The organism is Vibrio cyclitrophicus (assembly GCF_024347435.1).
GTDB lineage: Bacteria > Pseudomonadota > Gammaproteobacteria > Enterobacterales > Vibrionaceae > Vibrio > Vibrio cyclitrophicus.
Genome location: NZ_AP025480.1, coordinates 1,023,378 through 1,047,135 on the forward strand (window position 1 = coordinate 1,023,378; position 23,758 = coordinate 1,047,135).

The window sequence follows — 23,758 nt, forward strand, 5'->3', positions numbered from 1 at the left end:
TTTTAAACCGTGATGACCGTTATCAAATAGTTGGTTCTACGTATTGTTCTGTTGGCTTATTCAGCTAGCTGTTTTAATAAATAACCTTTTGCTTCGGGCATGCCCTGTTCGGCCGCTTGATTAGCAATAAATGCGGCTTGTTTGATGTCATTGTTGTTTAGGGCTTGGTCGATGTCCTTTTGGATATTCAGCCATTGCGCCTTTTGATTGGTTTCAACTGCCTGAGTTGATGGTTGAGAAACTTGCTTTGAACCTAAGGTATCGGGCTCATTGTTGGATGAAACGCCAAGCTCAGCCAATAGAGTCAAAACGGCGTTGTTTGTTGATTTGCTCGCCGTGACATCAATGACACCTACGCTGCTCAACGTGGCAGTCAGAGGCAGTTGCTTATTGCCTATGATTTGCTGAGATTCTGAATACAATTCTTCCGGGCGAATACGGCTGATAGTGCTGTCTAATTTTGTGCTATCGGTACTGACAACAACATATTGTGCATTGTCTCGTTGGGGCATAAGTGAAATGGATACCTCAATTCTTTCTAGGCCTTGCATAGAGGTAGGGTGGTAAGTGAAGTCGTTAGCGTTGTAATGACCTAGCAGTTGCCATTGTTTGTCAAAGACATAAACAGACGGAGCGAAAAGCGCGTCATCTTTAATGTATGAGCGAATTAATAAAGACAGCGATTCTGTCGTGTTACTGATTTGATACGCGATAGTTGGAAAGCGCTGCCTACTTGCCTGTGTATTTTGGTTTAACAATGAAGAGGAGAGGGTCGGTAAATGACCGTCCATAATCACTTGTTGGTGAAATGGAATAGGCAATTGAGTCGTTGGCAGCGCATTTAATTGAGAACAGCATGCACTGTTATTGAAATCAGTATTGAGTTCATTTTCTGGTATTCCGCTGCATGCGCTAACGGTGAGTGCAGCGACAATGGTCACCAATGATTTTAATTTCATCTGATTGCTACCTTAGTAAAGGGGAAAACAGCGGCTTTCCCCGTTAAATTGCTATTCCAGTGTAGAGCGTCAATTCGTTAATTGAATAGACGCTCGGAGGTTGTGGTTTACCACCAAGTTTCTACGTTGAAACCAAAGGTAATCTCATCGACGGTCTCTGCGTTTATGCTCGTCGCCGTGCCATACACTTCGTTACCACGATCCCACTCGTTATTTGATTCAGAGTAAGTTGCAAAGATACGGATTGATGGGCGAGCCCATACCCCTTTGCCAGCTTGGAACATTTGAGCCACGGTCACTTTATACATATCGTTGGTGCCGGCTCCGTTTTGAGCTTCTACCGTTTCGTAACCCACCTCTAATGCTGTCGACATGTAATCTGTCCAAGCATATTGAGGGCGCGCACCCACACTGAACCACTTCTCACCATCGTTGTTATCTAGGTTTTTGTCTTGATAAGCGATGGAGTACATCACTTGAACATCTTCACTGATATTCAAGTCACCGTGGTTAAACAGTCGCCAGCTAGAGCCATCGTGTTCAACGCCCGTGCTGTATTTTCTGTTTGAGCCACCTTCAGCACTCATTAATCCGCCTGCCAACGCATCGGTACCATATTGGAAGGCCAAGGTGTTTGAACCGTAGTTCCAAGCTTGACGGTAAAGTGCAGAGAGCATTGCGCCAGAAGTAGTAATGTCTTTATCGTCGTAGCTCGAGTTCTGCGTGGTTACGTAGTTCAAACCAAGAGTAAGATCTGCTGTGTCACTCAATTCAATGCCGCTCAAGCGAGCATCAATGTTATGAAGACTACGCCCATCGTCACTGGAATTTGGTGCCATCCAGGCTAAGTGAGCATCAGCAAAGCCGAGATCCCAATCTTCAATACCAACACCGGTACTAGATGTATCCCAGTACTTCACATCTATCATGTGGACTTCGTGGCGACGGTAAAAACGTTCACCAGCCCAAATTTTTGCGTTGGGTTGGCCGTCGATAAGGCCATGACCTGCCGACCAAAGTTGGATCGTGCTGACATCCCCCCAGCTATCTCCACTACCCAGGTAGATAGTGGTATCAAAATAGGCGTCATTGTCGCGCCATACATCCGCTTTAACACCGGCTTCCCACCAGTTCAATTCATTGCCTAAACGATAGTTACCGTAACCTTGGCTTGCTCGAATAACGTCGTTTCGTTCTCCTTTTCCATCGTTATGTTGGTCATTGTCGGTGTAGATGTTGCCCCATTTCGCATAACCAAAATACGTTACGTTTTCCACTGCAGCGGAGCTGATTAATGGGGTGAGGGCCAGAGTGAATCCTAATGCTTTAACTAGCATTTTTTGTTTCATGAAGTGTCTCCATTATTTTTTTTATGGATATTTTTATGTTTGAGTCCTAACTCGAGCGAGAGTGTAAATAAACAATGGAAACGTTTTCATGATGAGGTTGGCATTTTTGCTCTATTGATGGGTTTGTGACTATTTTGTGTGATTTTGATCTGATTATTGAGCTTGTAGTGGAGGTTTTATAGCGATTTCTGTGGATTTTTAGTGGAATCGTTTTCTATTTAAGGGGTTGTGGAGGTTGACCGTGCGTTAGAGCTGAAGTTGTTCGTTGTGTTCGGACGTAGGTAATAGTGATGCGAGGCTAGGGCTATCAGTGTCTTGGGGATTTTTTGAGGGGAAAAGCAGCCCAGTCAATGATAACTGGGCATGTGAGACAAGGAAGCAAGTATCAAATTCAATGCTGAAGTTAGGCTACAGGCATTGAGTTCTATACCGTCAAGCTGGAATGTAAAAGTTAGGACCCAGGGAGACACTTCATAGTTGTACTCTAAAGGTTAAGAATACGAGTGTGGTGTGGCGAGTTCAAGAGGAAATGTGTCTGAGCTAATTTTCAAATTACAGCTATATCATAACCCATTGAATTTTATGGGTTTGATTGTTGTTAAACTCCTGTTTATTTTAATATTATAACGCTTTATTTAATGTGGAATACCCCTATTTTTTGGGATCTGGAGTATATGTGTTGAGGTGATTGTTGGTATAAATCTTTGAATTAGGAGGTATTATTTGAACCTATTAATCTTATAATATTTAATGGAAACGTTTTCATGATTTTGGGTTTGATCACAGAAACTCTCAGCTCAATAATTATGATACGGGGTAATTAAACGCCTTAAGGTTAAATAAAATGACGAATAAATCCCTAGTAGAAATTACGGGCAAAGACTCGCAACTGATCGTTGAACTTGGTGATTTCGCGGAAATTCTGCATTGGGGAGTTCCAGTTCGTGGCGATCTAGCAAACTTTCGTGTTTCTCTTCAAAGGCCTGTTCCTTGCGGTCGCCTTGATAATGATGTTGCTATGTCGCTGAGCCCAGAACTCGGGCGCGGTGTGTTCAGCAGTCCGGCATTAGAAGGACACCGAGACGGATTGGACTGGGCGCCTGTGTTCTCTATTACGGATATTCAACAAACACCATCTAACTTAATCATTGAGAGTGAAGATGTACGTGCAGGCTTACGTTTAACAACCGAGTTATGCCTTGATAAACATGATGTTGTGAAATCTCGTCACACCTTAAGCAACGTTAAAGCCGGCCTTTATCAGGTGAGCCGTCTCGCCAATACATTACCATTACCAGCAAGAGCTAATGAGTTGATGACGTACTACGGCCGCTGGGTACATGAGTTCCAAACGGTGCGTCAACCCTTACAGCAAGGGGGCTATCAACAAGAAAATCGCCGCGGACGAACGTCTCATGAACATTATCCAGCGATGGTTGTTGGTACCGCTAACTTTAATGAAATGGCAGGTGATGTGTGGGGTATTCACTTCGCTTGGAGTGGTAATCACAGACTGCGCGCGGATGTAAAAGCAGACGGTCGTCGCTACGTGCAAGCGGAAGTTATTTATCTACCGGGCGAGATTGCATTGGATGAAGGTGAAAGCTTAACGACACCTTGGTTATATGCCAGTTTCAGCTCGGAAGGCCTAAATGGAATGAGCCACCAATTCCACTCCCACGTGAGAGGTTCCATCTTGCCGGAGTCTTTCGTACAAAAGCCTCGACCTATCCATCTTAATACATGGGAAGGCATCTATTTTGACCATGATCCTGATTATATTATGTCGATGGCTAGCCAAGCCGCGGATATGGGAGTAGAGCGCTTTATCATTGATGATGGCTGGTTCAAAGGGCGCTGTGGAGACAAGGCCGCACTAGGGGATTGGTTCTTAGATGAAAAAAAATACCCAAGTGGTTTAGAGCCGATAGTTGAACACGTTAATCAATTAGGTATGGAGTTTGGATTGTGGTTTGAACCTGAGATGATCAATAAGGATTCTGACTTATACCGAACCCACTCAGACTGGTTGCTCGCGGTGGACGGCTATGACCAACCAACTGGTCGCAATCAATATGTTATCAATCTTCAGAATCAACAAGCATTCGACTTTCTGTTTGAACGTCTTGATCATTTCTTAAGTAAGTACAACATTGCTTACATTAAGTGGGATATGAACCGAGAAGTTGTACAACCTGCGCATTTAGGCAGGGCTGCAGCTCATCAACAAACCGCTCGCTATTATGAGTTGGTCGATAAAGTCCGAGATAAGCACCCTATGGTTGATATTGAATCTTGTGCGGCTGGAGGTGGTCGTATCGATTTTGAGGTTCTTAAGCGTACGCAACGTTTTTGGGCTTCAGATAACAATGATGCATTAGAAAGGCAAACTATTCAGCGCGGGATGAGCTACTTCTTCCCTCCTGAGGTAATGGGAAGTCATATAGGTGCGAGCCACTGCCATAGCACCCGTCGTCGTCATAGTATTGAGTTTCGTGGCCTGACAGCACTGTTTGGTCATATGGGGATTGAATTAGACCCTGTAAAAGAAGTTCAAGAAGAGAAACAGGGTTTTGAGCACTACATAAAGCTACATAAGATGCTGCGTCCGTTACTGCATAGCGGGAGAACTTGGCGAGTTCCAACGGACGATAGTGCCCATCAAATCCATGCGGTCGTTTCCGAAGATGTGTCAGAAGCTGTTGTGATGATTGCACAGCTGGCAATGCCAACTAATTCGTTGAGCGGTCATTTGCGCATGCCTGGGCTAGATCCACAAAGCTTATACAAAGTTTCTGTGATTGATAAACCGTTAAACTACGACGATATTGTGAATTATCAACCACCATGGACAGAAGCTGGCTGTGAGCTATCAGGTGCTTGGTGTGCTGAGGTTGGTCTAACGATGCCAATACTTGATGCAGAAACAGCGATGCTGATTAAGTTTGAACGTATCGACTAAGTTTTAGCTTCGACTTTTATATTTGACGAACCGCGTAGGTGCACTTACGCGGTTTTTTATTGCCTTCAATAAGTCATCAATAATTATCTAATAGGCTTAAAGCGACCTTACTAGCGTAAGGGGGCTAGGTAATACACAATTTAATATGACGTAGTGTAATCGTTCTCATGCTTAATCTTGCCTTGTTAGCTGTTTTTAGCGCTTTAATTACCGGTATTTCCTAGAAAATGTTTTTTTTATTGTTCGATCTCTCACTTTAGATAGTTGACTGAAAACGTTTCCATTTGAATGGTTGTTGATCACAGTATCTGTTCGTTGGAATGGTTACATTAGCGTCGGACTTGATACTTGAGTGTTTTAAGAAGCGACCATAGAGTGGCTCTAAAACAGAACTTGAGTGGATAAATTATTATAAATAAAAGGTAAGCGTTTCAACGTCTGTTAGGAGATGAAGTTACGCGCCTGAAGGAAATACTATGTCTGATCAAATTACTCTACAAACCAAATTATCTTATGGACTTGGGGCTTTAGGTAAAGATTTTGCCTGTGCTCCGATCTACATTTTCTTAATGTTTTACTTTACCGACGTTGCTGGGTTGTCAGCGGCATTTGTGGGTACTATTTTTTTGGCCGCGCGCATTGTCGATGCGGTCACCGACCCAATGATGGGCGTTATCGTTGATAACACGCGCTCTAGATTTGGTAAATTTCGTCCTTGGATTGTTATTGGTACCTTATTAAATGCTGTAGTGCTAGTGGGTCTTTTTAGTACGCATATGTTTGAAGGCACTACGTTATACATTTATGCAGCCGCTGCTTATATTCTGTGGGGGCTTACGTACACCATTATGGATATTCCATACTGGTCTATGATTCCTGCGTTATCTAGCTCTCGTCAAGAACGTGAAAAGCTTGTTGTGTGGCCGAGACTGTTTGCTAGCTTAGCGTGGTTTGTCACTGGTACTTATGGTTTACACATTGTTGGTAAGCTTGGTGATGGTGACCAAGGGCAAGGCTTCTTCAACGTAGCTATTTTGATTGCGGTATTGTTCGTGATGAGTGCGTTTTTGATTGCTCGTAACGTGAAAGAAAAATCTGCACCGGCGAATGCTAAACCAGCAGAACGCTTCAGTTTTAAAGATGTACTGGTTATCATTGGTAAGAATGACCAGCTAAAAGCACTTATTGGTACCGTATTGTCGTTCCAAATAGCAAACTTGCTAGTTGGTGGTTTTGCGATTTACTACTTTTCTTATGCCTTAGGCAATGCTGACCTGTTCCCAGTATATATGATGGTCGCAGGTGTCGCTGAAGTCGCTGGTGTTTTCTTGTTCCCTCGTATTGCATCAGTGTTACCACGCAAGCACTTATGGGTTATTGCTTGTGGCTTCCCAGTGCTGTCTTGTATCACGCTACTTATCATGGGCTTTATCGCACCAGGTAGCACGATTCTAATCGGTATCGCAGGCGCTGCAATCAAGTTTGGTGTCGGTATCGCTAACGCACTGCAAACTGTAATGCTTGCCGATGTCGTGGATTACGGTGAGCACAAAACAGGTCGTCGCAGTGAGAGTGTTATCTTCTCTGTTCAAACGATGCTTGTTAAGTTTGCAGGCGCGGCTGGTGGTTTTATTGTTGGTATGGGGTTGTCGGTGGTAGGTTATGTACCAAACGTTGAACAGTCTGACAGTACAATTATGGGTTTACAGTTCATGATGGTAGGAGTCCCTGCGATTCTAATGACGGTAAGTGCTCTTGTTTATAAACGTTACTACCATCTACACGAAGGTTTTGATAAAGACCAAGCTGATAAAGAAACTCCGGTAAATGTTATTACTGCAGAAGCATAACCGCTAAACGACGTCTAATCTAGAATAAAACTCAGTTTAGTCACTAAGCTCCAACGCCTCCTAGTGAGGCGTTTTTTATGGATGTTAATTATTAATACTGAGTTCACCGAGTTCTGCTGTAACTAAAACGCAAAAAGCCGCATCGAGTGATGCGGCTTCTTAAGTTTGGCCTCTTTTCTGAGGCTCGAAAACGGGCGTGTAGCAAGGTCCGGCGATTCGGGTGTGACATTAACTTGGAACAAGTTAGTCGCAGTTATATACGAAAAGAGCCCAATCTTTCGATTGGGCTCTTTTCTGAATTTGGCTCCCCTTGCAAGACTTGAACTTGCGACATACGGATTAACAGTCCGCCGTTCTACCAACTGAACTAAAGGGGAATTGCTTGTTAGCGATGCGAATTTTAATAATAGTCCGATTTTCTGTCAACAAAAAATAGCAGAAAAAAGTAAGATAAAAAACTTTACTTTCTTGAACACCTTATCGGATTTAGCTTTGCTTTAGTTATCCACCAAAATTGTGGATAAGTGTGTGTGTGAAATCTTAACAACAATAATCGGGATAAATCTGAAAATGTAAAAAATACAAATAAAGTAATGTATTTAAAGAGTTTGTATTGAAATATCGCTGTTGTATAACTTTTTTAGATTATAAAGAAAACAGCAGAACAAGCGGTATTTTTAGATTTTTTGGGGAAAAGTAGTGGATTAAAATTAGAGTAATATAGCTGAAGAAACTTTGCAGGGGCACGGATAATACCAAGTTATAAAAATAAAAGCTATAACTGATATCAGATCTTAAGATGCGTTTCTCTAGATAATAGTTGCAACGACACTCCTCCTAGAGTGACAATGACCTGATTATAAAAACAGTATGGAAATGGCGACCTATGAGTAAACTCTTTGACTTGGTATCGGACTACAGCCCGTCCGGTGACCAGCCGACTGCGATAACCAAATTATTGGACGGACTAGATTCCGGTTTGGCACATCAAACTTTATTAGGGGTAACAGGCTCTGGTAAAACCTTTACTCTTGCCAACGTCATTTCCCAATCTCAAAGACCTGCGATCCTGTTAGCGCCTAATAAGACATTGGCGGCTCAACTTTACGGTGAGATGAAATCTTTCTTTCCAAACAATGCCGTTGAGTATTTCGTTTCTTACTACGATTACTACCAACCTGAAGCCTACGTTCCAACCACGGACACGTTCATCGAGAAAGATGCGTCTGTGAACGCTCATATTGAACAGATGAGGCTTTCGGCAACCAAAGCCTTACTCGAGCGAAAAGACGCCATCATTGTGGCTTCTGTGTCGGCTATCTACGGTCTTGGTGATCCTAAGTCTTACTTGAAGATGATGCTTCATTTGAGTCGCGGTGAGGTGATGGATCAGCGTGATATTTTACGCCGCTTGGCTGAGCTGCAATATTCAAGAAACGATGTCGCCTTTGAACGTGGTCAGTTCCGTGTTCGTGGTGAAGTGATCGATATCTTCCCGGCTGAATCTGACCAAGATGCGGTTCGAATTGAGATGTTCGATGACGAAGTCGATTGTATTAGTATTTTTGATCCACTGACTGGTGCGATTAAGCAAAGAGACTTACCACGCTTTACGGTCTATCCAAAAACTCACTATGTAACCCCAAGAGAAAAAATCCTTGAAGCGATTGAGAAGATTAAAGATGAATTGCGCGATAGGGCTCAATACCTAAAAGACAACAACAAACTGTTAGAAGAACAACGTATCTCTCAAAGAACACAGTTTGATATCGAGATGATGACTGAGCTTGGCTTTTGTTCGGGTATCGAAAACTATTCACGATACTTAAGCGGTCGTGCGGAAGGGGAAGCGCCCCCTACGCTGTTCGATTATTTACCTAACGATGGCCTGCTGATCATCGATGAGTCACACGTAACGGTGCCGCAAATTGGTGCCATGTATAAAGGTGACCGATCTCGGAAAGAAACCTTGGTTGAGTTTGGTTTCAGGCTGCCTTCTGCGCTGGATAACCGTCCTATGAAGTTTGACGAGTTTGAATCGATCGCTCCGCAGACGATATTCGTTTCAGCAACGCCTGGTAACTATGAGATAGAAAAATCAGATGGCGAAATTGCCGATCAAGTGGTTCGTCCGACGGGTTTGCTTGACCCTATTATTGAAGTTCGTCCGGTTGCTACTCAGGTTGATGACTTGTTATCTGAGATAAGAATACGCTCTGTTAAGGAAGAGCGAGTGTTGGTCACGACGCTAACGAAACGAATGGCAGAAGATTTAACAGAGTATCTCAGTGAACACGGGGTTAAAGTGCGTTACTTACACTCAGACATCGACACCGTTGAGCGTGTCGAGATCATTCGAGATCTACGTTTGGGCGAGTTTGATGTGTTAGTGGGTATTAACTTACTTCGTGAAGGTTTGGATATGCCTGAAGTATCGCTGGTGGCGATTCTTGATGCTGACAAAGAGGGCTTCTTGCGATCTGAACGTTCTCTTATTCAAACGATTGGTCGTGCGGCACGTAACTTGGAGGGTCGAGCGATCTTGTATGGAGACTCAATTACTAAGTCGATGAGAAAAGCGATTGATGAAACCGACCGTCGCAGGGAGAAACAACAGGCTTACAATGAAGAGCAAGGCATCACTCCGCAAGCACTGAAACGTAATATCAAAGATATTATGGAGCTGGGTGATCTCACTAAGTCGAAACAGCAGCGACAATCTAAGCAGGTTCCACTATCGAAAGTCGCCGAGCCTTCTGAAAATTACACCGTGCTTACCCCGCAGCAGCTTGATAAAGAGATCAGTAAGCTAGAAGCTACGATGTATCAACATGCTCAGAACTTGGAATTTGAATTAGCGGCGCAAAAGCGTGATGAGATAGAGCAGTTGAGAAAGCAGTTCATTACCAACAGCTAATCTCAATTCTTATTCAAGAAGTTTATATCGGAAAAATTTAAAGTGGAGAGTGTTTCAGACAAAAAACAGCCAGTAGTAAATGTTCTACTGGCTTACGTTTGTGAACACTGAGTCCACTAACAACGTCAGTTGGCTAGGTGACCCGAAGGTCAATCTAGCCGTTGCATCGTTCGTGCCATGTAGCTAATACATTGATTATTTGAAGCAGGTAGAGAAATATAATACAAATACCGTGGTTGATTTGCATAATGCAAAGCGGAATGCGACTATAATAAGAAATGCAAATTATAAATGGCTAGGATATGCAATCAAAAACGCTAGATAACAAATCAAAGTATTTGTTGATGGTGGAGGATACGGCTTCGGTCGCCGCTTTATATCGCTCGTATCTTACACCGCTCGAAATTGATATCAACATTGTCGGCACAGGTCGCGATGCAATTGAGAGTTTGAATCATCGAATCCCTGACCTCATCTTATTAGATCTGCGCCTTCCTGATATGACGGGTATGGACGTACTATTTGCTGTAAAACAAAAATACCCAGAAGTCCCCGTTATCTTCATGACGGCTCACGGCTCTATCGATACCGCAGTAGAAGCCATGCGTCATGGTTCTCAAGATTTCCTTATTAAACCTTGTGAAGCCGATCGACTCCGTATCACGGTGAATAACGCGATACGCAAAGCCACTAAACTGAAGAACAGTTCTGAAAACCCGGGTAATCAAAACTATCAAGGATTCATCGGTAGTAGCCAAACCATGCAGCAGGTTTATCGAACAATCGATTCCGCGGCATCGAGTAAAGCGAGTATTTTCATTACCGGTGAAAGTGGTACCGGAAAAGAGGTGTGTGCAGAAGCGATTCACGCGGCGAGTAAGCGTGGTGATAAGCCATTCATTGCGATTAACTGTGCGGCTATTCCTAAAGATTTAATCGAAAGTGAGCTGTTTGGTCACGTAAAAGGTGCCTTTACTGGCGCTGCAACCGATCGTCAAGGTGCGGCTGAACTTGCCGATGGTGGAACCTTGTTCCTCGATGAGTTGTGTGAGATGGATCTTGAGCTACAAACCAAGCTTTTGCGTTTTATTCAAACGGGTACTTTCCAAAAAGTAGGCTCTTCGAAGATGAAGAGTGTGGATGTTCGTTTTGTATGTGCAACCAACCGAGACCCTTGGAAAGAAGTCCAAGAAGGTCGCTTTAGAGAAGATTTATACTACCGTTTATATGTAATTCCACTGCACCTACCGCCATTGCGTGAGCGTGGCGAGGATGTTATCGAGATTGCATATTCACTGCTGGGCTACATGTCTGTTGAGGAAGGTAAGGCCTTTGTTCGTTTTGCTCAGGAAGTGCTGGACCGCTTTAACCAATACGAGTGGCCGGGTAACGTTCGTCAGCTACAAAATGTGTTGCGAAACGTGGTGGTACTGAACAATGGTAAAGAGATTACCCTGAACATGCTTCCACCTCCACTGAACCAGCCGATTGAGAGCAGTCTGCGGTTGAAAGAGATGCAAAATGAAGACATCACTGTAAAAGACATTTTCCCATTGTGGATCACTGAAAAAACAGCGATTGAACAGGCCATAAAAGCATGTGATGGCAACATCCCTCGTGCGGCAGGCTTCTTAGATGTCAGTCCATCGACGATATATCGTAAGTTACAAACGTGGAATGCGAAGCAGTAGTCACTAAACAATAAGAAAAGAACAATGACGAAAGTATTAAATCAGCAAAAAGTTGATGAGCTTGCCAGTGAAATAGGGCCAGAGAATGTGCCAGTTTTATTGGACATCTTTTTAGGTGAATTGAAAGGTTATTATGAGCATCTAGAGCTTAATAAAGATAACGATACTTCCAAATATTTGGCTGATATTAGCCATGCACTTAAAAGCAGTGCGGCGAGTTTTGGCGCAGATTCATTGTGCAGTTTTGCGATCAGCTTGGATGCAAAAGTAAAACAAGCCTTGCCTGTGACAGAGGTTGATTTTCAAAATATGCAAGAACTGTTGCTAACAACTTATCAGGAATATCAGCAGTTGATGACCGACATCTAAAACCGCTGATGGCGACGTATACTAGATACAGGCATAAAAAAAGGAGCGTTATGCTCCTTTTTTACATCATCAATATGGACCTAGGCTAGCTGGAATCTAATTGCCTACTGAAGCTTTACACGGTCATGTCGCCAATCTCGATTGGGAGAAGCAAGGTCAGTGGTTATACAGTTCCAGAGTCCTTCAAGTTCAGGGTGTGGAGCATTGCCCAGCACGACATCGATTTTTCTCGCTTTACAGGTGCGCTCACACCACTCTAATTGTTCTTGAAGGGTCATTTTCCCTGCAGGGCCGTGCTCTGGCGAAAGGTTTTCAACGAAGATAACTTTAGCCTTAGCGTTCTCCGAGATTGCTTTACCAATTTCAGGCAGAAGAAGCGGGGGCATCACACTGGTCAGAAAGCTGCCAGGACCAAGAACGATACAGTCTGCTTGTTCGACGGCCGCAACGGCTTCTTTGGTTGCGGGGACTTCTGGCGACAAATCCATCATGCGTAGCTTTTCGGTCATGTCATCAACATTGGTTTCGCCGGTTACCCAACGACCGTCCATGGATAGGGCTGTGAGGTCAGAAGGGTGCTCCGTCATTGGGACGATATTGACATCGACCTTGAGCATATTTCGAATTAGGTTAATCGCTTCTAGTGGGCGAACCGAGAGGTTGTCTAATGCAGTGAGCATTAGGTTACCTAAGTTATGACCGTCGAGTTCGCCTTGGCCGCGAAAGCGGTATTCGAACATCATCGAGCTAATTGAAGGTTCTGTTATTAATTGGTTGATACAGTTGCGTGTATCTCCCCAAGCGATACCACCTTGGCAGTCTCGAATTCGTCCTGTTGAGCCGCCATTATCCGTTGTTGCAACAATGCCAGTTGCGTTGTTACCAAAGTCTTTTAGTGCAGCAAGCATACGACCTAAGCCATGGCCTCCACCGATTGCTACGACTTTCTTTGAAGCGTAAATATTCATTTTTTATTCTTGTTAGATTATTACCAACTATAATTTAGGTTAAATACTTCTCGCTATATACTCAACAAGAGTTATTTTGAGCGTTTGATACGTTTTTTTTGCCGATGTGGCCCGTTTTTTACCATCAGAGCTAGATTCACGTACAAATATTAAGTATTTTATTACACAGCTACTGCGTGTGTGAATATAACGTGCAGTTGCCATAACTCCGAGCTCTCGCATGCTAAGTCGCACAGTGGTATTTGCTGTACCGATACGCATCAAGAGCCAGTGACATGTTGTCACAAGGGCTTAATTGGAAATGATTATGCCTCCCGTGTTTGGAAAGGTGTTCCGTGGCGCAACAATTCGAAGATAGATTCCATCGCAAGTTTTATTACTTGCGCTTGTCGGTTACAGACGTCTGTAACTTTAAATGTACTTACTGCTTGCCAGATGGTTATAAACCGTCAGGGCAAAAAAATTCGTCTTTTTTAAGTGTTCCCGAGATCAAACGCGTTGTTAAAGCGTTTGCAGATTGTGGTACCTCAAAGATCCGCATTACAGGCGGAGAGCCGAGCCTGCGTAAAGACTTTCCTGAAATCATACATACCGTCGCTTCTACTCCTGGCATCGAAAAAGTAGCCACCACAACTAATGGCTACCGCATGGAGAAACAAGTAGAGCAATGGCGTGATGCTGGTTTAACCCACATAAACGTTAGCGTGGATAGTTTAGATTCGCGTATGTTCCATCAGATCACTGGTGAGAATAAGTTTACAGAGGTTATGCGAGGTATTGATAAAGCGTTTGAGGTTGGCTTTGAACAAGTCAAAGTAAACGTCGTATTAATGAAAGACCTCAATAGTCAGGAGTTACCAGCCTTCCTTAATTGGATCAAAGACAAACCTATTCAATTACGTTTTATCGAGCTTATGAAAACCGGCGAGATGGACGAGTTGTTCGATAAACACCATGTTTCTGGCGTTGCGATTCGCAATCAGCTTATTGCTAATGGTTGGCTATTAAAAGTCAAAGCCGTTAATGATGGTCCGGCACAAGTGTTTGTCCACCCAGACTACAAGGGTGAAATCGGTTTAATCATGCCTTATGAGAAAGACTTTTGTGAGAGTTGTAACCGACTGCGCGTTTCAGCGACCGGTAAACTTCACCTATGTCTGTTTGGCGACCACGGTGTTGAACTGCGAGATCTGATTCAAGAAGATCAACAAGAGCAAGAGCTCATTGATCGAATTCAGGCTCAGCTTCAAACTAAGTCCGTTAGCCACTTCTTACACGATGGCAACAGCGGCATGACTCCAAACTTGGCGTCAATCGGCGGTTAACCCGCTACACACTCTAAAGCATTTTATCGCTCAGCTTCCTTAGGCTGGGCGAATCAGTCTAATCATTGAAAATTTATATAGGTGAACAAATGGGTCACGCAGAAAGCAAATTCCAAGCAGCAAACATTGCAGTACTAACGGTTTCAGATACACGTACAGAAGAAAATGACACGTCAGGTGGTTACCTAGCTGAGCATGCTAAAGAAGCGGGTCACAACGTGGTTGATAAGCAAATCGTTATTGACGATATGTACAAGATCCGCGCGATCGTATCTCAGTGGATCGCTGATGACAGCGTGCAAGCGATCATGATCACTGGCGGTACGGGTTTCACTTCTCGTGACAGTACACCTGAAGCACTTAAGCCACTATTCGACAAAGAAGTAGAAGGCTTTGGTGAGCTTTTCCGTCAAGTGTCTTACGAAGAGATTGGTACTTCGACAATTCAGTCGCGTGCGATTGCGGGCTTTGCTAACCACACAGTAATCTTTGCGATGCCAGGTTCTACAGGTGCTTGTCGCACCGGTTGGACGAAGATCATCAAGCAACAAATGGATGCTAGCCACCGCCCTTGTAACTTTATGCCACATCTTTCTGTATAAGGTGGTTTGAGTATGAGCCAATTTACACACATTAATGCGTCTGGCGAAGCGAACATGGTCGATGTATCGGCTAAAGCGGAAACTGTACGCGAAGCGAGAGCGGAAGCTTTCGTTCAAATGTCAGCAGAAACGCTAGAGCTGATTGTTTCTGGTAGCCACCATAAAGGTGATGTTTTTGCGACGGCACGTATTGCTGGCATCCAAGCGGCGAAGAAGACCTGGGACTTGATTCCACTGTGCCACCCTCTACTACTAACTAAAGTAGAAGTGCAGCTAGAAGCTATCGAATCTGAAAACAAGGTTCGCATTGAATCTGTTTGTAAGCTTGCAGGTAAGACGGGCGTTGAGATGGAAGCGCTAACGGCTGCTTCTGTTGCTGCGCTAACGATTTACGATATGTGTAAAGCTGTTCAGAAAGACATTGTTATCGAGAACGTACGCCTGTTAGAGAAGACGGGTGGTAAATCAGGTCACTTCAAGGTGGAATCATGATTACGGTACTTTTCTTTGCACAAACTCGTGAACTTGTCGGTGTTGATAGCCTAGAAGTCGATGCGCAATACAATACTATTGAAGCGATTCGCAGCCACCTTGTAACAAAAGAAGGCAAATGGGATATCGCATTGGAAGAGGGCAAGCTGCTGGCAGCACTTAACCAATCAATCGTACCTTTGACGACTGAAGTGAAAGACGGCGATGAAGTGGCTTTCTTCCCACCAGTTACTGGAGGTTAACCATGAATGACTCTCGAGTTATTGATCCCAGAGTAGTAGTTACTGCTGAAGACTTTTCTGTGGGTGACGAATACGATTATCTAGCTCAAGGTACAGCTGCAGGAGCGGTAGTGACGTTTGTTGGTAAAGTTCGCGACATGAATCTTGGCGACAACGTAATTGGTTTGTCTCTAGAGCATTATCCGGGTATGACAGAGAAGTCGCTGAGCGAGATTTGCGACCAAGCTGAAGCTCGCTGGCCGATTGAGAAGATGCGAGTGATTCACCGCGTGGGTGACCTAGATATCGGTGACCAGATTGTTTACGTTGGTGTATCCAGTGCGCATCGTGACGCTGCCTTCGAAGCGTGTGAGTTTGTTATGGACTTTCTGAAAACCAAAGCGCCGTTTTGGAAAAAAGAACGTACTACTGAAACCACTCGTTGGGTAGATTCGCGAGATTCCGATGCTAAGGCTGCAGAACGTTGGGAAAAATAGCCCGTTAATATTTCGTCACGTCTTTAAATAGTGGAACTGATATATACAGTCCTGACGAAATTAGTAGTCCTTATTTAAATAAACGAAGCCGACTCCCTAAGTCGGCTTTTTTGTATTTGTTATAGCGTTATATATAAATAAATTGTATTTTAATAAATGATTAAGCACTTCCTGTGAATATAAATTCTAATGACAAACTAGCCCTTATTGGTGCAGTATTTCTTCTGTTTTGGTGCAGTGTATTATGCTGTTTTGTATAAAGTGATAACCCTCACAAATAGTGCAGTCTGTTTAGGGGATATGTGATGTGCAATTAGATTTGATGTGGCATTAATGTTAATTTGTTGGCCGTGTTCTAGCATAAGATGCTAAAAAAAAGTATCAGTACAGATACATCAACACTAAAGGCTGTTTTTTAATAAATCCCTATGCGTAACTCACTATGTATTGGAGTTTTATTAGATTAATACACTGACACCTTGAATATTTCGGAGAATTATCCGATTTTTTGCGGCTTGTTTATGGCAAATTACTTCAATGGTTGATAGTGTGTGCCTCAATCTTTGTAAGGTTTTAGGTTTTTATGCTTATATTTTGAGCTAAATAAATCTAAATCACTGCCGTTCAGTGAACCTAGCAAAGAAGTCATGGATGCAATACGAAAAACTTGGAGTTTATTAAATGTACAAGAATAAAATCACTCAAGCCCTTCTTCTAGGTGCTGGTTTGGCAGTGGCTGCCACTTCTACTCTTTCTATCGCTGCTGAAGTTCCAGCAGGCACTGAACTAGCAAAAGTTCAGGAACTGGTTCGTGGTAACGGTACTGAAGTAGCAACACTCGACCCTCACAAATCTCAAGGTGTACCAGAATCTCACGTAATTCGTGACCTTCTAGAAGGTTTAGTGAACCAAGATGGCGACGGCAATACTATCCCAGGAGTAGCTGAAAGCTGGGAAACGACAGACAACAAAACATTTACTTTCCACCTGCGTAAAGACGCTAAATGGTCTAATGGCGATCCTGTAACGGCGAATGACTTCGTTTACAGCTTCCAACGTGCCGTTGATCCTTTAACTGCTTCTCCATACGCTTGGTATATGGAATATACCAAGATGGCGAATGCGAAAGATATCGTCGCGGGTAAGAAAGACAAGAGTGAACTAGGCGTAAAAGCTTTAGATGACTACACGTTAGAAGTGACATTAGATACAGCTGTCCCATATTTCGTAATGATGATGGGTCACACAACAGTGAAGCCAGTACATAAAGCAACTGTTGAAAAATTCGGTGACCAGTGGACTAAGCCTGAAAACTTTGTTGGTAATGGTGCATTTGTTCCAAATCAATGGGTAGTTAACGAGCGTCTTGAACTAGTACGCAACGAAAATTACTGGGATAACGAACATACAGTTCTTAACAAAGTAACATTCCTACCAATTGAGAACCAAGTTGCGGAAATGAACCGCTTCCTTTCTGGCGAACTAGATTTCACATGCGAAGTGCCTAACGAGCACTTCCGTCGCTTACAGAAAGAGTATCCAGAAGATGTAAACATTAAGGGTAACCTGTGTACTTATTACTACCAATTTAATGCACAGAAAGCACCTTTCGACGATGTACGTGTTCGTAAAGCAATGTCTTATGCGATGGACCGTGACATCGTGACGAAAGCGATTCTTGGTCAAGGCCAAAAACCAGCTTACTTCTTGACTCCTGAAATTACTGCTGGTTTTGACCCGGTAACTCCAGAGTATGGTCAACTTTCTCAAAAAGAGCGTATTGCTGAAGCGAAACGTCTTCTTGAAGAAGCTGGCTACACGAAGAGCAACCCACTTGAATTCAACCTGCTTTACAACACGTCTGAAAATCACAAGAAGCTTGCTGTAGCAATCGCATCAATGTGGAAGAAAGAGCTTGGTATTAACGCGAAACTCGAAAACCAAGAGTGGAAATCATACCTAGACAGTAAAGATACTGGTAACTTTGACGTTGCTCGTGCAGGTTGGTGTGGTGACTACAATGAAGCATCTTCATTCCTAACATTGATGGTTAGCCAAAATACAACTGCTGGTCAGCACTATAAGAGCGCAGACTATGACAAGATTATCGATAAAGCACTAAGCTCTACTTCAGAAGAAGAGCGTACTAAGCTATATATCGAAGCAGAAAAATTGCTAGCTAAAGACATGCCAATTGCTCCAGTCTACCAGTACGTTACAACACGTCTTGTATCACCTCAGCTAGGTGGTTACCCAGAAGGTAACGCCGAAGATAAGATCTATTCAAAAGATCTTTATATCAAAGCAAAATAACCTCCTATAAAAATAAAATATAACTAACTTAGACCTGTGTGCGAGAAATCGCACGCAGTGTCTATTTAATTTTTAATTGTCACAGACTGAAAAGAGTGAGTTTATGCTTAAATTCATTATGAAAAGGATATTCGAAGCGATTCCAACCATGTTGGTGTTGATCACTATATCTTTCTTTCTCATGCGTTTCGCACCGGGTAACCCGTTTTCGAGCGAACGCCCATTACCGCCAGAAGTTATGGCTAACATCGAAGCTAAATACGGCTTAGATAAACCTGTATTTGAACAGTACACAACGTACTTGACTAACATCGTTCAAGGTGACTTTGGTCCATCATTCAAATATCAAGATTACACCGTAAATGAGCTGATCGCAGTTGCGCTTCCTGTATCTGCGAAGGTCGGTTTTGTTGCCTTTATCTTTACCCTGATTATGGGGGTATCGGTCGGAACCATTGCCGCATTGAAACACAACACCTGGGTCGACTACACCATAATGTCGACTGCCATGCTCGGGGTGGTCATGCCGTCCTTCGTGTTGGCACCAGCGCTTATTTACCTATTCTCTCTACACTGGCATATATTTCCAGCAGGTGGTTGGCACGGGGGTACTTATATGTACATCGTCCTGCCAGTTATTGCGATGTCTCTTCTGTACGTAGCCACTTTTGCTCGTATCACTCGTGGTAGCATGATTGAAACTCTAAACAGTAACTTTATTCGAACGGCTCGCGCAAAAGGTCTAAGTTACCGTTACATTGTTCTTAAACATGCACTTAAACCAGCCCTGCTTCCTGTTGTTTCTTATATGGGACCTGCGTTCGTAGGTATCATTACAGGTTCAGTTGTCGTTGAAACCATCTTCGGCCTACCGGGTATCGGCAAACTGTTTGTTAACGCCGCGTTTAACCGTGACTATTCGCTAGTAATGGGTGTAACCATTTTGATTGGTTTCCTATTTATCTTATTCAACGCGATCGTTGATATTTTACTAGCGCTTATAGACCCGAAAATTCGCTACTAGCAGGACGCATGGTTATGTTGAAGAAAAAAGAAAACTTAGAAGCGATCGAAAAATTCTCTGAGAGTTTGGAAATTGAAGGTCGCAGTTTGTGGCAAGATGCGCGTATTCGTTTTATGCGTAACAAAGCGGCAATGGTCAGTCTATTTATCCTTACGCTCATGGTGCTATCGGTCATTTTCTTACCGATGCTAGCACAGCATGCTTATGATGATACTGACTGGTACGCAATGCATGCAGCACCAAGCGTGGATCATTGGTTTGGTACCGACAGTTTAGGTCGTGACCTATATGTTCGTACGATGATTGGCGGCCGTATATCTCTTATGGTAGGTGTGATGGGTGCATTCGTAGCGGTACTGATTGGTACGCTTTACGGTGCAGCTTCAGGCTTCATTGGCGGTCGCACTGACCGAGTAATGATGCGAATCCTGGAGATCCTATACGCGGTGCCATTCATGTTCCTAGTAATCGTACTGGTAACGTTCTTTGGTCGTAACATCGTACTGATCTTTGTTGCTATCGGTGCTATTGCTTGGCTCGATATGGCGCGTATTGTACGTGGCCAAACATTGAGTTTACGTAGTAAAGAGTTCATTGAAGCTGCTCACGTATGTGGTGTCAGCAAATGGAAAATCATTACACGCCATATCGTACCAAACGTATTGGGTATTGTTGCGGTTTACTCAACGCTACTTATTCCAAGCATGATCCTTACAGAATCATTCTTATCTTTCCTTGGTCTTGGTGTTCAAGAGCCTATGACAAGTTGGGGCGCGCTGTTACAAGAAGGCTCGCAAACAATGGAAGTTGCTATCTGGCAACTGGCATTTCCAGCAGCATTCATGGTAGTTACCCTGTTCTGCTTTAACTACGTAGGTGATGGTCTGCGCGACGCGCTTGATCCAAAAGACAGATAACGAAATAGCAATTAAAAGCTATAAAAGATTAAGGAAGCAATAATGAGCTTATTAGATGTCAAAGATCTGCGCGTCGAATTTACCACGCAAGATGGTACCGTAACCGCAGTAAACGACCTGAATTTCTCACTCAACCAAGGCGAAACGCTAGGTATCGTTGGTGAGTCAGGTTCGGGAAAGTCTCAAACGGTATTTGCACTGATGGGGTTGCTGGCTAAGAACGGCATCATCTCAGGCAGTGCAAAGTTTGAAGGCAACGAAATTCTCAACCTACCTGAGAAAGAATTGAACAAAGTTCGCGCTGAACAGATCGCGATGATCTTCCAAGATCCAATGACCTCACTGAACCCTTACATGAAAGTATGTGATCAGTTGATGGAAGTTCTCATGCTGCATAAAGGTATGGGTAAAGCGGAAGCGTTCGAAGAATCAGTACGCATGCTTGAAGCGGTGAAAATCCCTGAAGCACGTAAACGTATTACCATGTATCCACACGAATTTTCTGGCGGTATGCGTCAACGTGTGATGATTGCAATGGCCCTGCTGTGTCGTCCGAAACTGCTTATCGCGGATGAACCAACAACGGCGTTGGATGTAACTATTCAAGCGCAAATCATGGAATTGCTGAACGAGCTTAAAGATGAGTTTAATACTGCGATTATCATGATCACCCATGACTTGGGTGTGGTTGCTGGTTCTTGTGACAAAGTATTGGTGATGTACGCAGGTCGTACTATGGAATACGGCACGGTTGATGAAATCTTCTATGAGCCAAGCCATCCCTATGCGGAAGGCCTGCTTAAAGCAATTCCTCGTTTGGATACCGAAGGTGAAATTTTACCGACGATTCCAGGAAACCCACCCAACTTACTTCGCCTACCGACAGGTTGTCCTTACCAAGACCGCTGTCACCGCGTAATGGACCGTTGTAAGCAAGAAGCACCGATTTTGCAGCCATTTGCTAAAGACCGTCAGCGTGCTTGTTTTTCTGATTGGGAGACTTGGACAAAATGAGTAAAGAATTACTATTAGATATTAAAAACCTTAAGGTTCACTTTAGCATTGCGGCTAAGTCTGCTTGGCCTTGGGCGAAACCATCAAACCTTAAAGCGGTTGATGGTGTGGATGTTCACCTTTACGAAGGTGAGACTCTGGGTGTAGTAGGTGAGTCTGGCTGTGGTAAATCAACATTTGCCCGCGCAATTATTGGTTTAGTTGAGGCAACTGAAGGCGAAGTTATGTGGTTAGGTCAAGACCTGACTAAGATGCAGGAAGTGAAGCGTCGTGAGACTCGTAAAGAGATTCAGATGATCTTCCAAGACCCGCTAGCATCGCTTAACCCGCGCATGTCAGTTGGAGACATCATTGCTGAGCCTCTACAAACTTTCTATCCTGAGCTTTCTAAACAGGAAGTGAAAGATCGAGTTAAAGAGATGATGGCAAAGGTTGGTCTACTGCCCAACGTAATCAACCGTTACCCACATGAATTCTCTGGTGGTCAGTGTCAACGTATCGGTATCGCGCGTGCACTTATCTTGAAGCCTAAGATGATCATCTGTGATGAGCCGGTTTCTGCTCTGGATGTATCTATCCAAGCTCAAGTAGTAAACCTTCTAATGGAACTACAGAAAGAGCTAGGTTTGTCTTTGGTATTCATCGCGCACGATTTGTCGGTTGTGAAACACATCTCTGACCGTGTATTGGTGATGTATTTGGGTAATGCGGTAGAACTTGGTGAATCAGATGCTTTGTTCTCCGATCCTAAGCACCCATACACCAAAGCGTTGATGTCTGCTGTTCCTATTCCAGATCCTCGCTTAGAGCGCAGCAAAACGATTCAGATGTTGGAAGGTGATTTACCTTCACCAATCAATCCACCGTCAGGTTGTGTGTTCCGTACTCGTTGCCCACAAGCAACTGAGGCTTGTGCTCAAACTAAGCCAACAATTCAAGGCGATGACGTACACGCAGTATCTTGCTTGCACGTACAAGTCTAGAACCCATTTAAAACGGTTCAGCCTGTGACAGGCTTAAGCGCAACTTTTTTATGAGTTGCGCTTTTTTTGTGTCTAGACTTTCACGCTGAACAAGCTTCATCAAATAATTCGAACAACTAAGCCAACTTCTTCTGGTTTTGAAACCGTGGGCTTTTTTTATACTAATACTAATCGTAGTAAATAACTGCTCATCCTAGCTTGTTAAAACGCTTGATAACGGCGTTAGAATTTTTGATTGTAGAATAACTACTAACAGAAAAATTCTGCCTTGTTCTCAAGCCTTTTTCTGCGCTATTTCTGAACATTTACTTACTGTGATTGGTATATAAAATTTTGGATGACAGAGGTTTGGATATGGGTAAGTTAGTTGAAGGTGTATGGCATGATGTTTGGTACGACACTAAGGAAAGTGGCGGCAAATTTGTTCGTGAAGATGCTGGCTTTCGAAGCTGGGTAGAGAACAAGTCGGGCGCACAATTTCAGCCAGAAAGCGGCCGTTATCATTTATATGTATCATTAGCTTGCCCTTGGGCGCACCGAACTCTGATCTTTCGTGAGCTGAAAGACCTAACCGATCATATTGATGTGACGGTAGTCTGTCCAGACATGATGAGTGAAGGTTGGCAAATGGGGTTACCTGAACCTCTGTTCGGTCATACTCGTATGCACCAAATCTACACTCAAGCTAAGCCTGATTACTCTGGCCGGGTAACGGTACCTGTGTTATGGGATAAGAAAACAAACACCATTGTAAGTAACGAGTCCTCTGAGATTATCCGCATGTTCAACTCAGAATTTAATGAGTTAACGGGCAACACAGACGATTACTACCCGTGGGAATTAGCGAGCAAGATTGATCAGTGGAACGATTATATTTATCCGAATATCAATAATGGTGTATACCGAACGGGCTTTGCGACAACACAAGAAGCCTACGAAGAAGCGTATGACTCGTTGTTTGAAGCTTTAGATAAAGTTGACGCCCACCTTAGTGAGCACCGTTATCTAGCGGGTAACGAGATTACAGAAGCAGATTGGAGATTATTTACCACTCTGGTTCGATTTGATGCGGTCTATGTCGGGCATTTCAAGTGCAATAAACAGCGCATTGCTGATTACGTCCATATTCAAGGTTATCTAAAAGAGTTGTATCAAGTGAAGGGAATCAAAGAGACGACCGACTTTTACCATATAAAGCGTCACTATTACTACAGTCACACAGGTATCAACCCAACTCAAGTTGTACCAAAAGGACCAACGCTAGATTTAGAATCAGCCCACGGGCGAGGTTAGATTAATCCTCGA

The 23,758-nt window shown here is 43.5% G+C and carries 19 protein-coding genes, 1 tRNA gene and 1 riboswitch; of the genes, 16 read left to right on the top strand and 4 right to left on the bottom strand.

The window, feature by feature from the left end; genetic code table 11:
• Positions 1 to 56: 56 nt before the first annotated feature.
• Positions 57 to 959: a MalM family protein gene (locus OCW38_RS04795; RefSeq protein ID WP_016799495.1), complete on the bottom strand. Its 903-nt coding sequence runs from the start codon at positions 957 to 959 to the stop codon at positions 57 to 59.
• 107 nt (positions 960 to 1,066) lie between these two features.
• A complete protein-coding gene (locus OCW38_RS04800; RefSeq protein ID WP_010437160.1) occupies positions 1,067 to 2,308 on the bottom strand; it encodes a carbohydrate porin in 1,242 nt (413 codons plus the stop codon).
• Between the two features lie 844 nt (positions 2,309 to 3,152).
• Here OCW38_RS04800 and OCW38_RS04805 point away from each other — a divergent pair.
• Both OCW38_RS04805 and melB read left to right on the top strand, forming a co-directional pair.
• Positions 3,153 to 5,270 (top strand): alpha-galactosidase, encoded by a 2,118-nt coding sequence (locus OCW38_RS04805; RefSeq protein WP_261895273.1) that lies wholly within the window; start codon positions 3,153 to 3,155, stop codon positions 5,268 to 5,270.
• 476 nt (positions 5,271 to 5,746) lie between these two features.
• Complete coding sequence (gene melB, locus OCW38_RS04810; RefSeq protein ID WP_261895275.1) at positions 5,747 to 7,120, top strand: melibiose:sodium transporter MelB; 1,374 nt, start codon at positions 5,747 to 5,749, stop codon at positions 7,118 to 7,120.
• A gap of 301 nt (positions 7,121 to 7,421) precedes the next feature.
• Here the strand turns inward: melB and OCW38_RS04815 are convergent.
• Positions 7,422 to 7,497 (bottom strand) — tRNA-Asn (locus tag OCW38_RS04815).
• Positions 7,498 to 8,006: 509 nt separating this feature from the next.
• Here OCW38_RS04815 and uvrB point away from each other — a divergent pair.
• From uvrB to luxU, 3 genes are all read left to right on the top strand, one after another.
• A complete protein-coding gene (gene uvrB / locus OCW38_RS04820) occupies positions 8,007 to 10,037 on the top strand; it encodes an excinuclease ABC subunit UvrB (protein ID WP_016767675.1) in 2,031 nt (676 codons plus the stop codon).
• Positions 10,038 to 10,339: 302 nt separating this feature from the next.
• Complete coding sequence (gene luxO, locus OCW38_RS04825; protein ID WP_010437172.1) at positions 10,340 to 11,728, top strand: quorum-sensing sigma-54 dependent transcriptional regulator LuxO; 1,389 nt, start codon at positions 10,340 to 10,342, stop codon at positions 11,726 to 11,728.
• 24 nt (positions 11,729 to 11,752) lie between these two features.
• Complete coding sequence (gene luxU / locus OCW38_RS04830; RefSeq protein WP_010437174.1) at positions 11,753 to 12,097, top strand: quorum-sensing phosphorelay protein LuxU; 345 nt, start codon at positions 11,753 to 11,755, stop codon at positions 12,095 to 12,097.
• A gap of 104 nt (positions 12,098 to 12,201) precedes the next feature.
• Here luxU and OCW38_RS04835 read toward each other — a convergent pair whose 3' ends face one another.
• A complete protein-coding gene (locus OCW38_RS04835; protein WP_261895278.1) occupies positions 12,202 to 13,065 on the bottom strand; it encodes a YvcK family protein in 864 nt (287 codons plus the stop codon).
• Positions 13,066 to 13,259: 194 nt separating this feature from the next.
• Positions 13,260 to 13,412: riboswitch (molybdenum cofactor riboswitch) on the top strand.
• Between OCW38_RS04835 and moaA the strand changes: the two genes are divergently transcribed.
• The 11 genes from moaA (at position 13,401) to OCW38_RS04890 (ending at position 23,746) form a co-directional block, all read left to right on the top strand.
• Complete coding sequence (gene moaA, locus OCW38_RS04840; protein ID WP_010437176.1) at positions 13,401 to 14,390, top strand: GTP 3',8-cyclase MoaA; 990 nt, start codon at positions 13,401 to 13,403, stop codon at positions 14,388 to 14,390. It overlaps the preceding riboswitch by 12 nt.
• Positions 14,391 to 14,479: 89 nt before the next feature.
• Complete coding sequence (gene moaB, locus OCW38_RS04845; protein WP_010437177.1) at positions 14,480 to 14,992, top strand: molybdenum cofactor biosynthesis protein B; 513 nt, start codon at positions 14,480 to 14,482, stop codon at positions 14,990 to 14,992.
• A 12-nt stretch (positions 14,993 to 15,004) separates the two neighbouring features.
• On the top strand, positions 15,005 to 15,484 hold the full coding sequence (gene moaC / locus OCW38_RS04850) for a cyclic pyranopterin monophosphate synthase MoaC (RefSeq protein WP_004734026.1): 480 nt from the start codon (positions 15,005 to 15,007) through the stop codon (positions 15,482 to 15,484).
• Complete coding sequence (gene moaD, locus OCW38_RS04855; protein WP_016783808.1) at positions 15,481 to 15,726, top strand: molybdopterin synthase sulfur carrier subunit; 246 nt, start codon at positions 15,481 to 15,483, stop codon at positions 15,724 to 15,726. The genes moaC and moaD overlap by 4 nt, the downstream gene beginning before the upstream one ends.
• 2 nt (positions 15,727 to 15,728) lie before the next feature.
• The gene (gene moaE / locus OCW38_RS04860) at positions 15,729 to 16,202 is read left to right on the top strand and encodes a molybdopterin synthase catalytic subunit MoaE (RefSeq protein WP_016783809.1); all 474 of its coding nucleotides are present in this window, start codon (positions 15,729 to 15,731) and stop codon (positions 16,200 to 16,202) included.
• Between the two features lie 681 nt (positions 16,203 to 16,883).
• On the top strand, positions 16,884 to 18,515 hold the full coding sequence (locus tag OCW38_RS04865) for an ABC transporter substrate-binding protein (RefSeq protein WP_261895281.1): 1,632 nt from the start codon (positions 16,884 to 16,886) through the stop codon (positions 18,513 to 18,515).
• 103 nt (positions 18,516 to 18,618) lie between these two features.
• Positions 18,619 to 19,539 (top strand): oligopeptide ABC transporter permease OppB, encoded by a 921-nt coding sequence (oppB, locus tag OCW38_RS04870; RefSeq protein ID WP_010437199.1) that lies wholly within the window; start codon positions 18,619 to 18,621, stop codon positions 19,537 to 19,539.
• A 14-nt stretch (positions 19,540 to 19,553) separates the two neighbouring features.
• Positions 19,554 to 20,456, top strand: a complete 903-nt coding sequence (oppC, locus tag OCW38_RS04875) for an oligopeptide ABC transporter permease OppC (protein ID WP_010437200.1) — start codon at positions 19,554 to 19,556, stop codon at positions 20,454 to 20,456.
• Positions 20,457 to 20,498: 42 nt separating this feature from the next.
• Positions 20,499 to 21,470, top strand: a complete 972-nt coding sequence (gene oppD / locus OCW38_RS04880; protein ID WP_010437202.1) for an ABC transporter ATP-binding protein — start codon at positions 20,499 to 20,501, stop codon at positions 21,468 to 21,470.
• Positions 21,467 to 22,453: a murein tripeptide/oligopeptide ABC transporter ATP binding protein OppF gene (oppF, locus tag OCW38_RS04885; protein ID WP_010437204.1), complete on the top strand. Its 987-nt coding sequence runs from the start codon at positions 21,467 to 21,469 to the stop codon at positions 22,451 to 22,453. The genes oppD and oppF overlap by 4 nt, the downstream gene beginning before the upstream one ends.
• A gap of 354 nt (positions 22,454 to 22,807) precedes the next feature.
• Positions 22,808 to 23,746 (top strand): glutathione S-transferase family protein, encoded by a 939-nt coding sequence (locus tag OCW38_RS04890; RefSeq protein WP_010437206.1) that lies wholly within the window; start codon positions 22,808 to 22,810, stop codon positions 23,744 to 23,746.
• Positions 23,747 to 23,758: the final 12 nt, after the last annotated feature.

Excerpts from the sequence above, each read along its gene's own strand:
- oppD (WP_010437202.1), top strand. The coding sequence starts at position 20,499 with ATGAGCTTATTAGATGTCAAAGATCTGCGCGTCGAATTTACCACGCAA.
- OCW38_RS04865 (WP_261895281.1), top strand. The coding sequence starts at position 16,884 with ATGTACAAGAATAAAATCACTCAAGCCCTTCTTCTAGGTGCTGGTTTG.
- oppC (WP_010437200.1), top strand. The coding sequence starts at position 19,554 with ATGTTGAAGAAAAAAGAAAACTTAGAAGCGATCGAAAAATTCTCTGAG.
- OCW38_RS04890 (WP_010437206.1), top strand. The coding sequence starts at position 22,808 with ATGGGTAAGTTAGTTGAAGGTGTATGGCATGATGTTTGGTACGACACT.
- moaE (WP_016783809.1), top strand. The coding sequence starts at position 15,729 with ATGAATGACTCTCGAGTTATTGATCCCAGAGTAGTAGTTACTGCTGAA.
- luxU (WP_010437174.1), top strand. The coding sequence starts at position 11,753 with ATGACGAAAGTATTAAATCAGCAAAAAGTTGATGAGCTTGCCAGTGAA.
- oppF (WP_010437204.1), top strand. The coding sequence starts at position 21,467 with ATGAGTAAAGAATTACTATTAGATATTAAAAACCTTAAGGTTCACTTT.
- uvrB (WP_016767675.1), top strand. The coding sequence starts at position 8,007 with ATGAGTAAACTCTTTGACTTGGTATCGGACTACAGCCCGTCCGGTGAC.
- oppB (WP_010437199.1), top strand. The coding sequence starts at position 18,619 with ATGCTTAAATTCATTATGAAAAGGATATTCGAAGCGATTCCAACCATG.
- moaC (WP_004734026.1), top strand. The coding sequence starts at position 15,005 with ATGAGCCAATTTACACACATTAATGCGTCTGGCGAAGCGAACATGGTC.
- OCW38_RS04800 (WP_010437160.1), bottom strand. The coding sequence starts at position 2,308 with ATGAAACAAAAAATGCTAGTTAAAGCATTAGGATTCACTCTGGCCCTC.
- OCW38_RS04795 (WP_016799495.1), bottom strand. The coding sequence starts at position 959 with ATGAAATTAAAATCATTGGTGACCATTGTCGCTGCACTCACCGTTAGC.
- moaB (WP_010437177.1), top strand. The coding sequence starts at position 14,480 with ATGGGTCACGCAGAAAGCAAATTCCAAGCAGCAAACATTGCAGTACTA.
- moaD (WP_016783808.1), top strand. The coding sequence starts at position 15,481 with ATGATTACGGTACTTTTCTTTGCACAAACTCGTGAACTTGTCGGTGTT.
- melB (WP_261895275.1), top strand. The coding sequence starts at position 5,747 with ATGTCTGATCAAATTACTCTACAAACCAAATTATCTTATGGACTTGGG.
- OCW38_RS04835 (WP_261895278.1), bottom strand. The coding sequence starts at position 13,065 with ATGAATATTTACGCTTCAAAGAAAGTCGTAGCAATCGGTGGAGGCCAT.
- OCW38_RS04805 (WP_261895273.1), top strand. The coding sequence starts at position 3,153 with ATGACGAATAAATCCCTAGTAGAAATTACGGGCAAAGACTCGCAACTG.
- luxO (WP_010437172.1), top strand. The coding sequence starts at position 10,340 with ATGCAATCAAAAACGCTAGATAACAAATCAAAGTATTTGTTGATGGTG.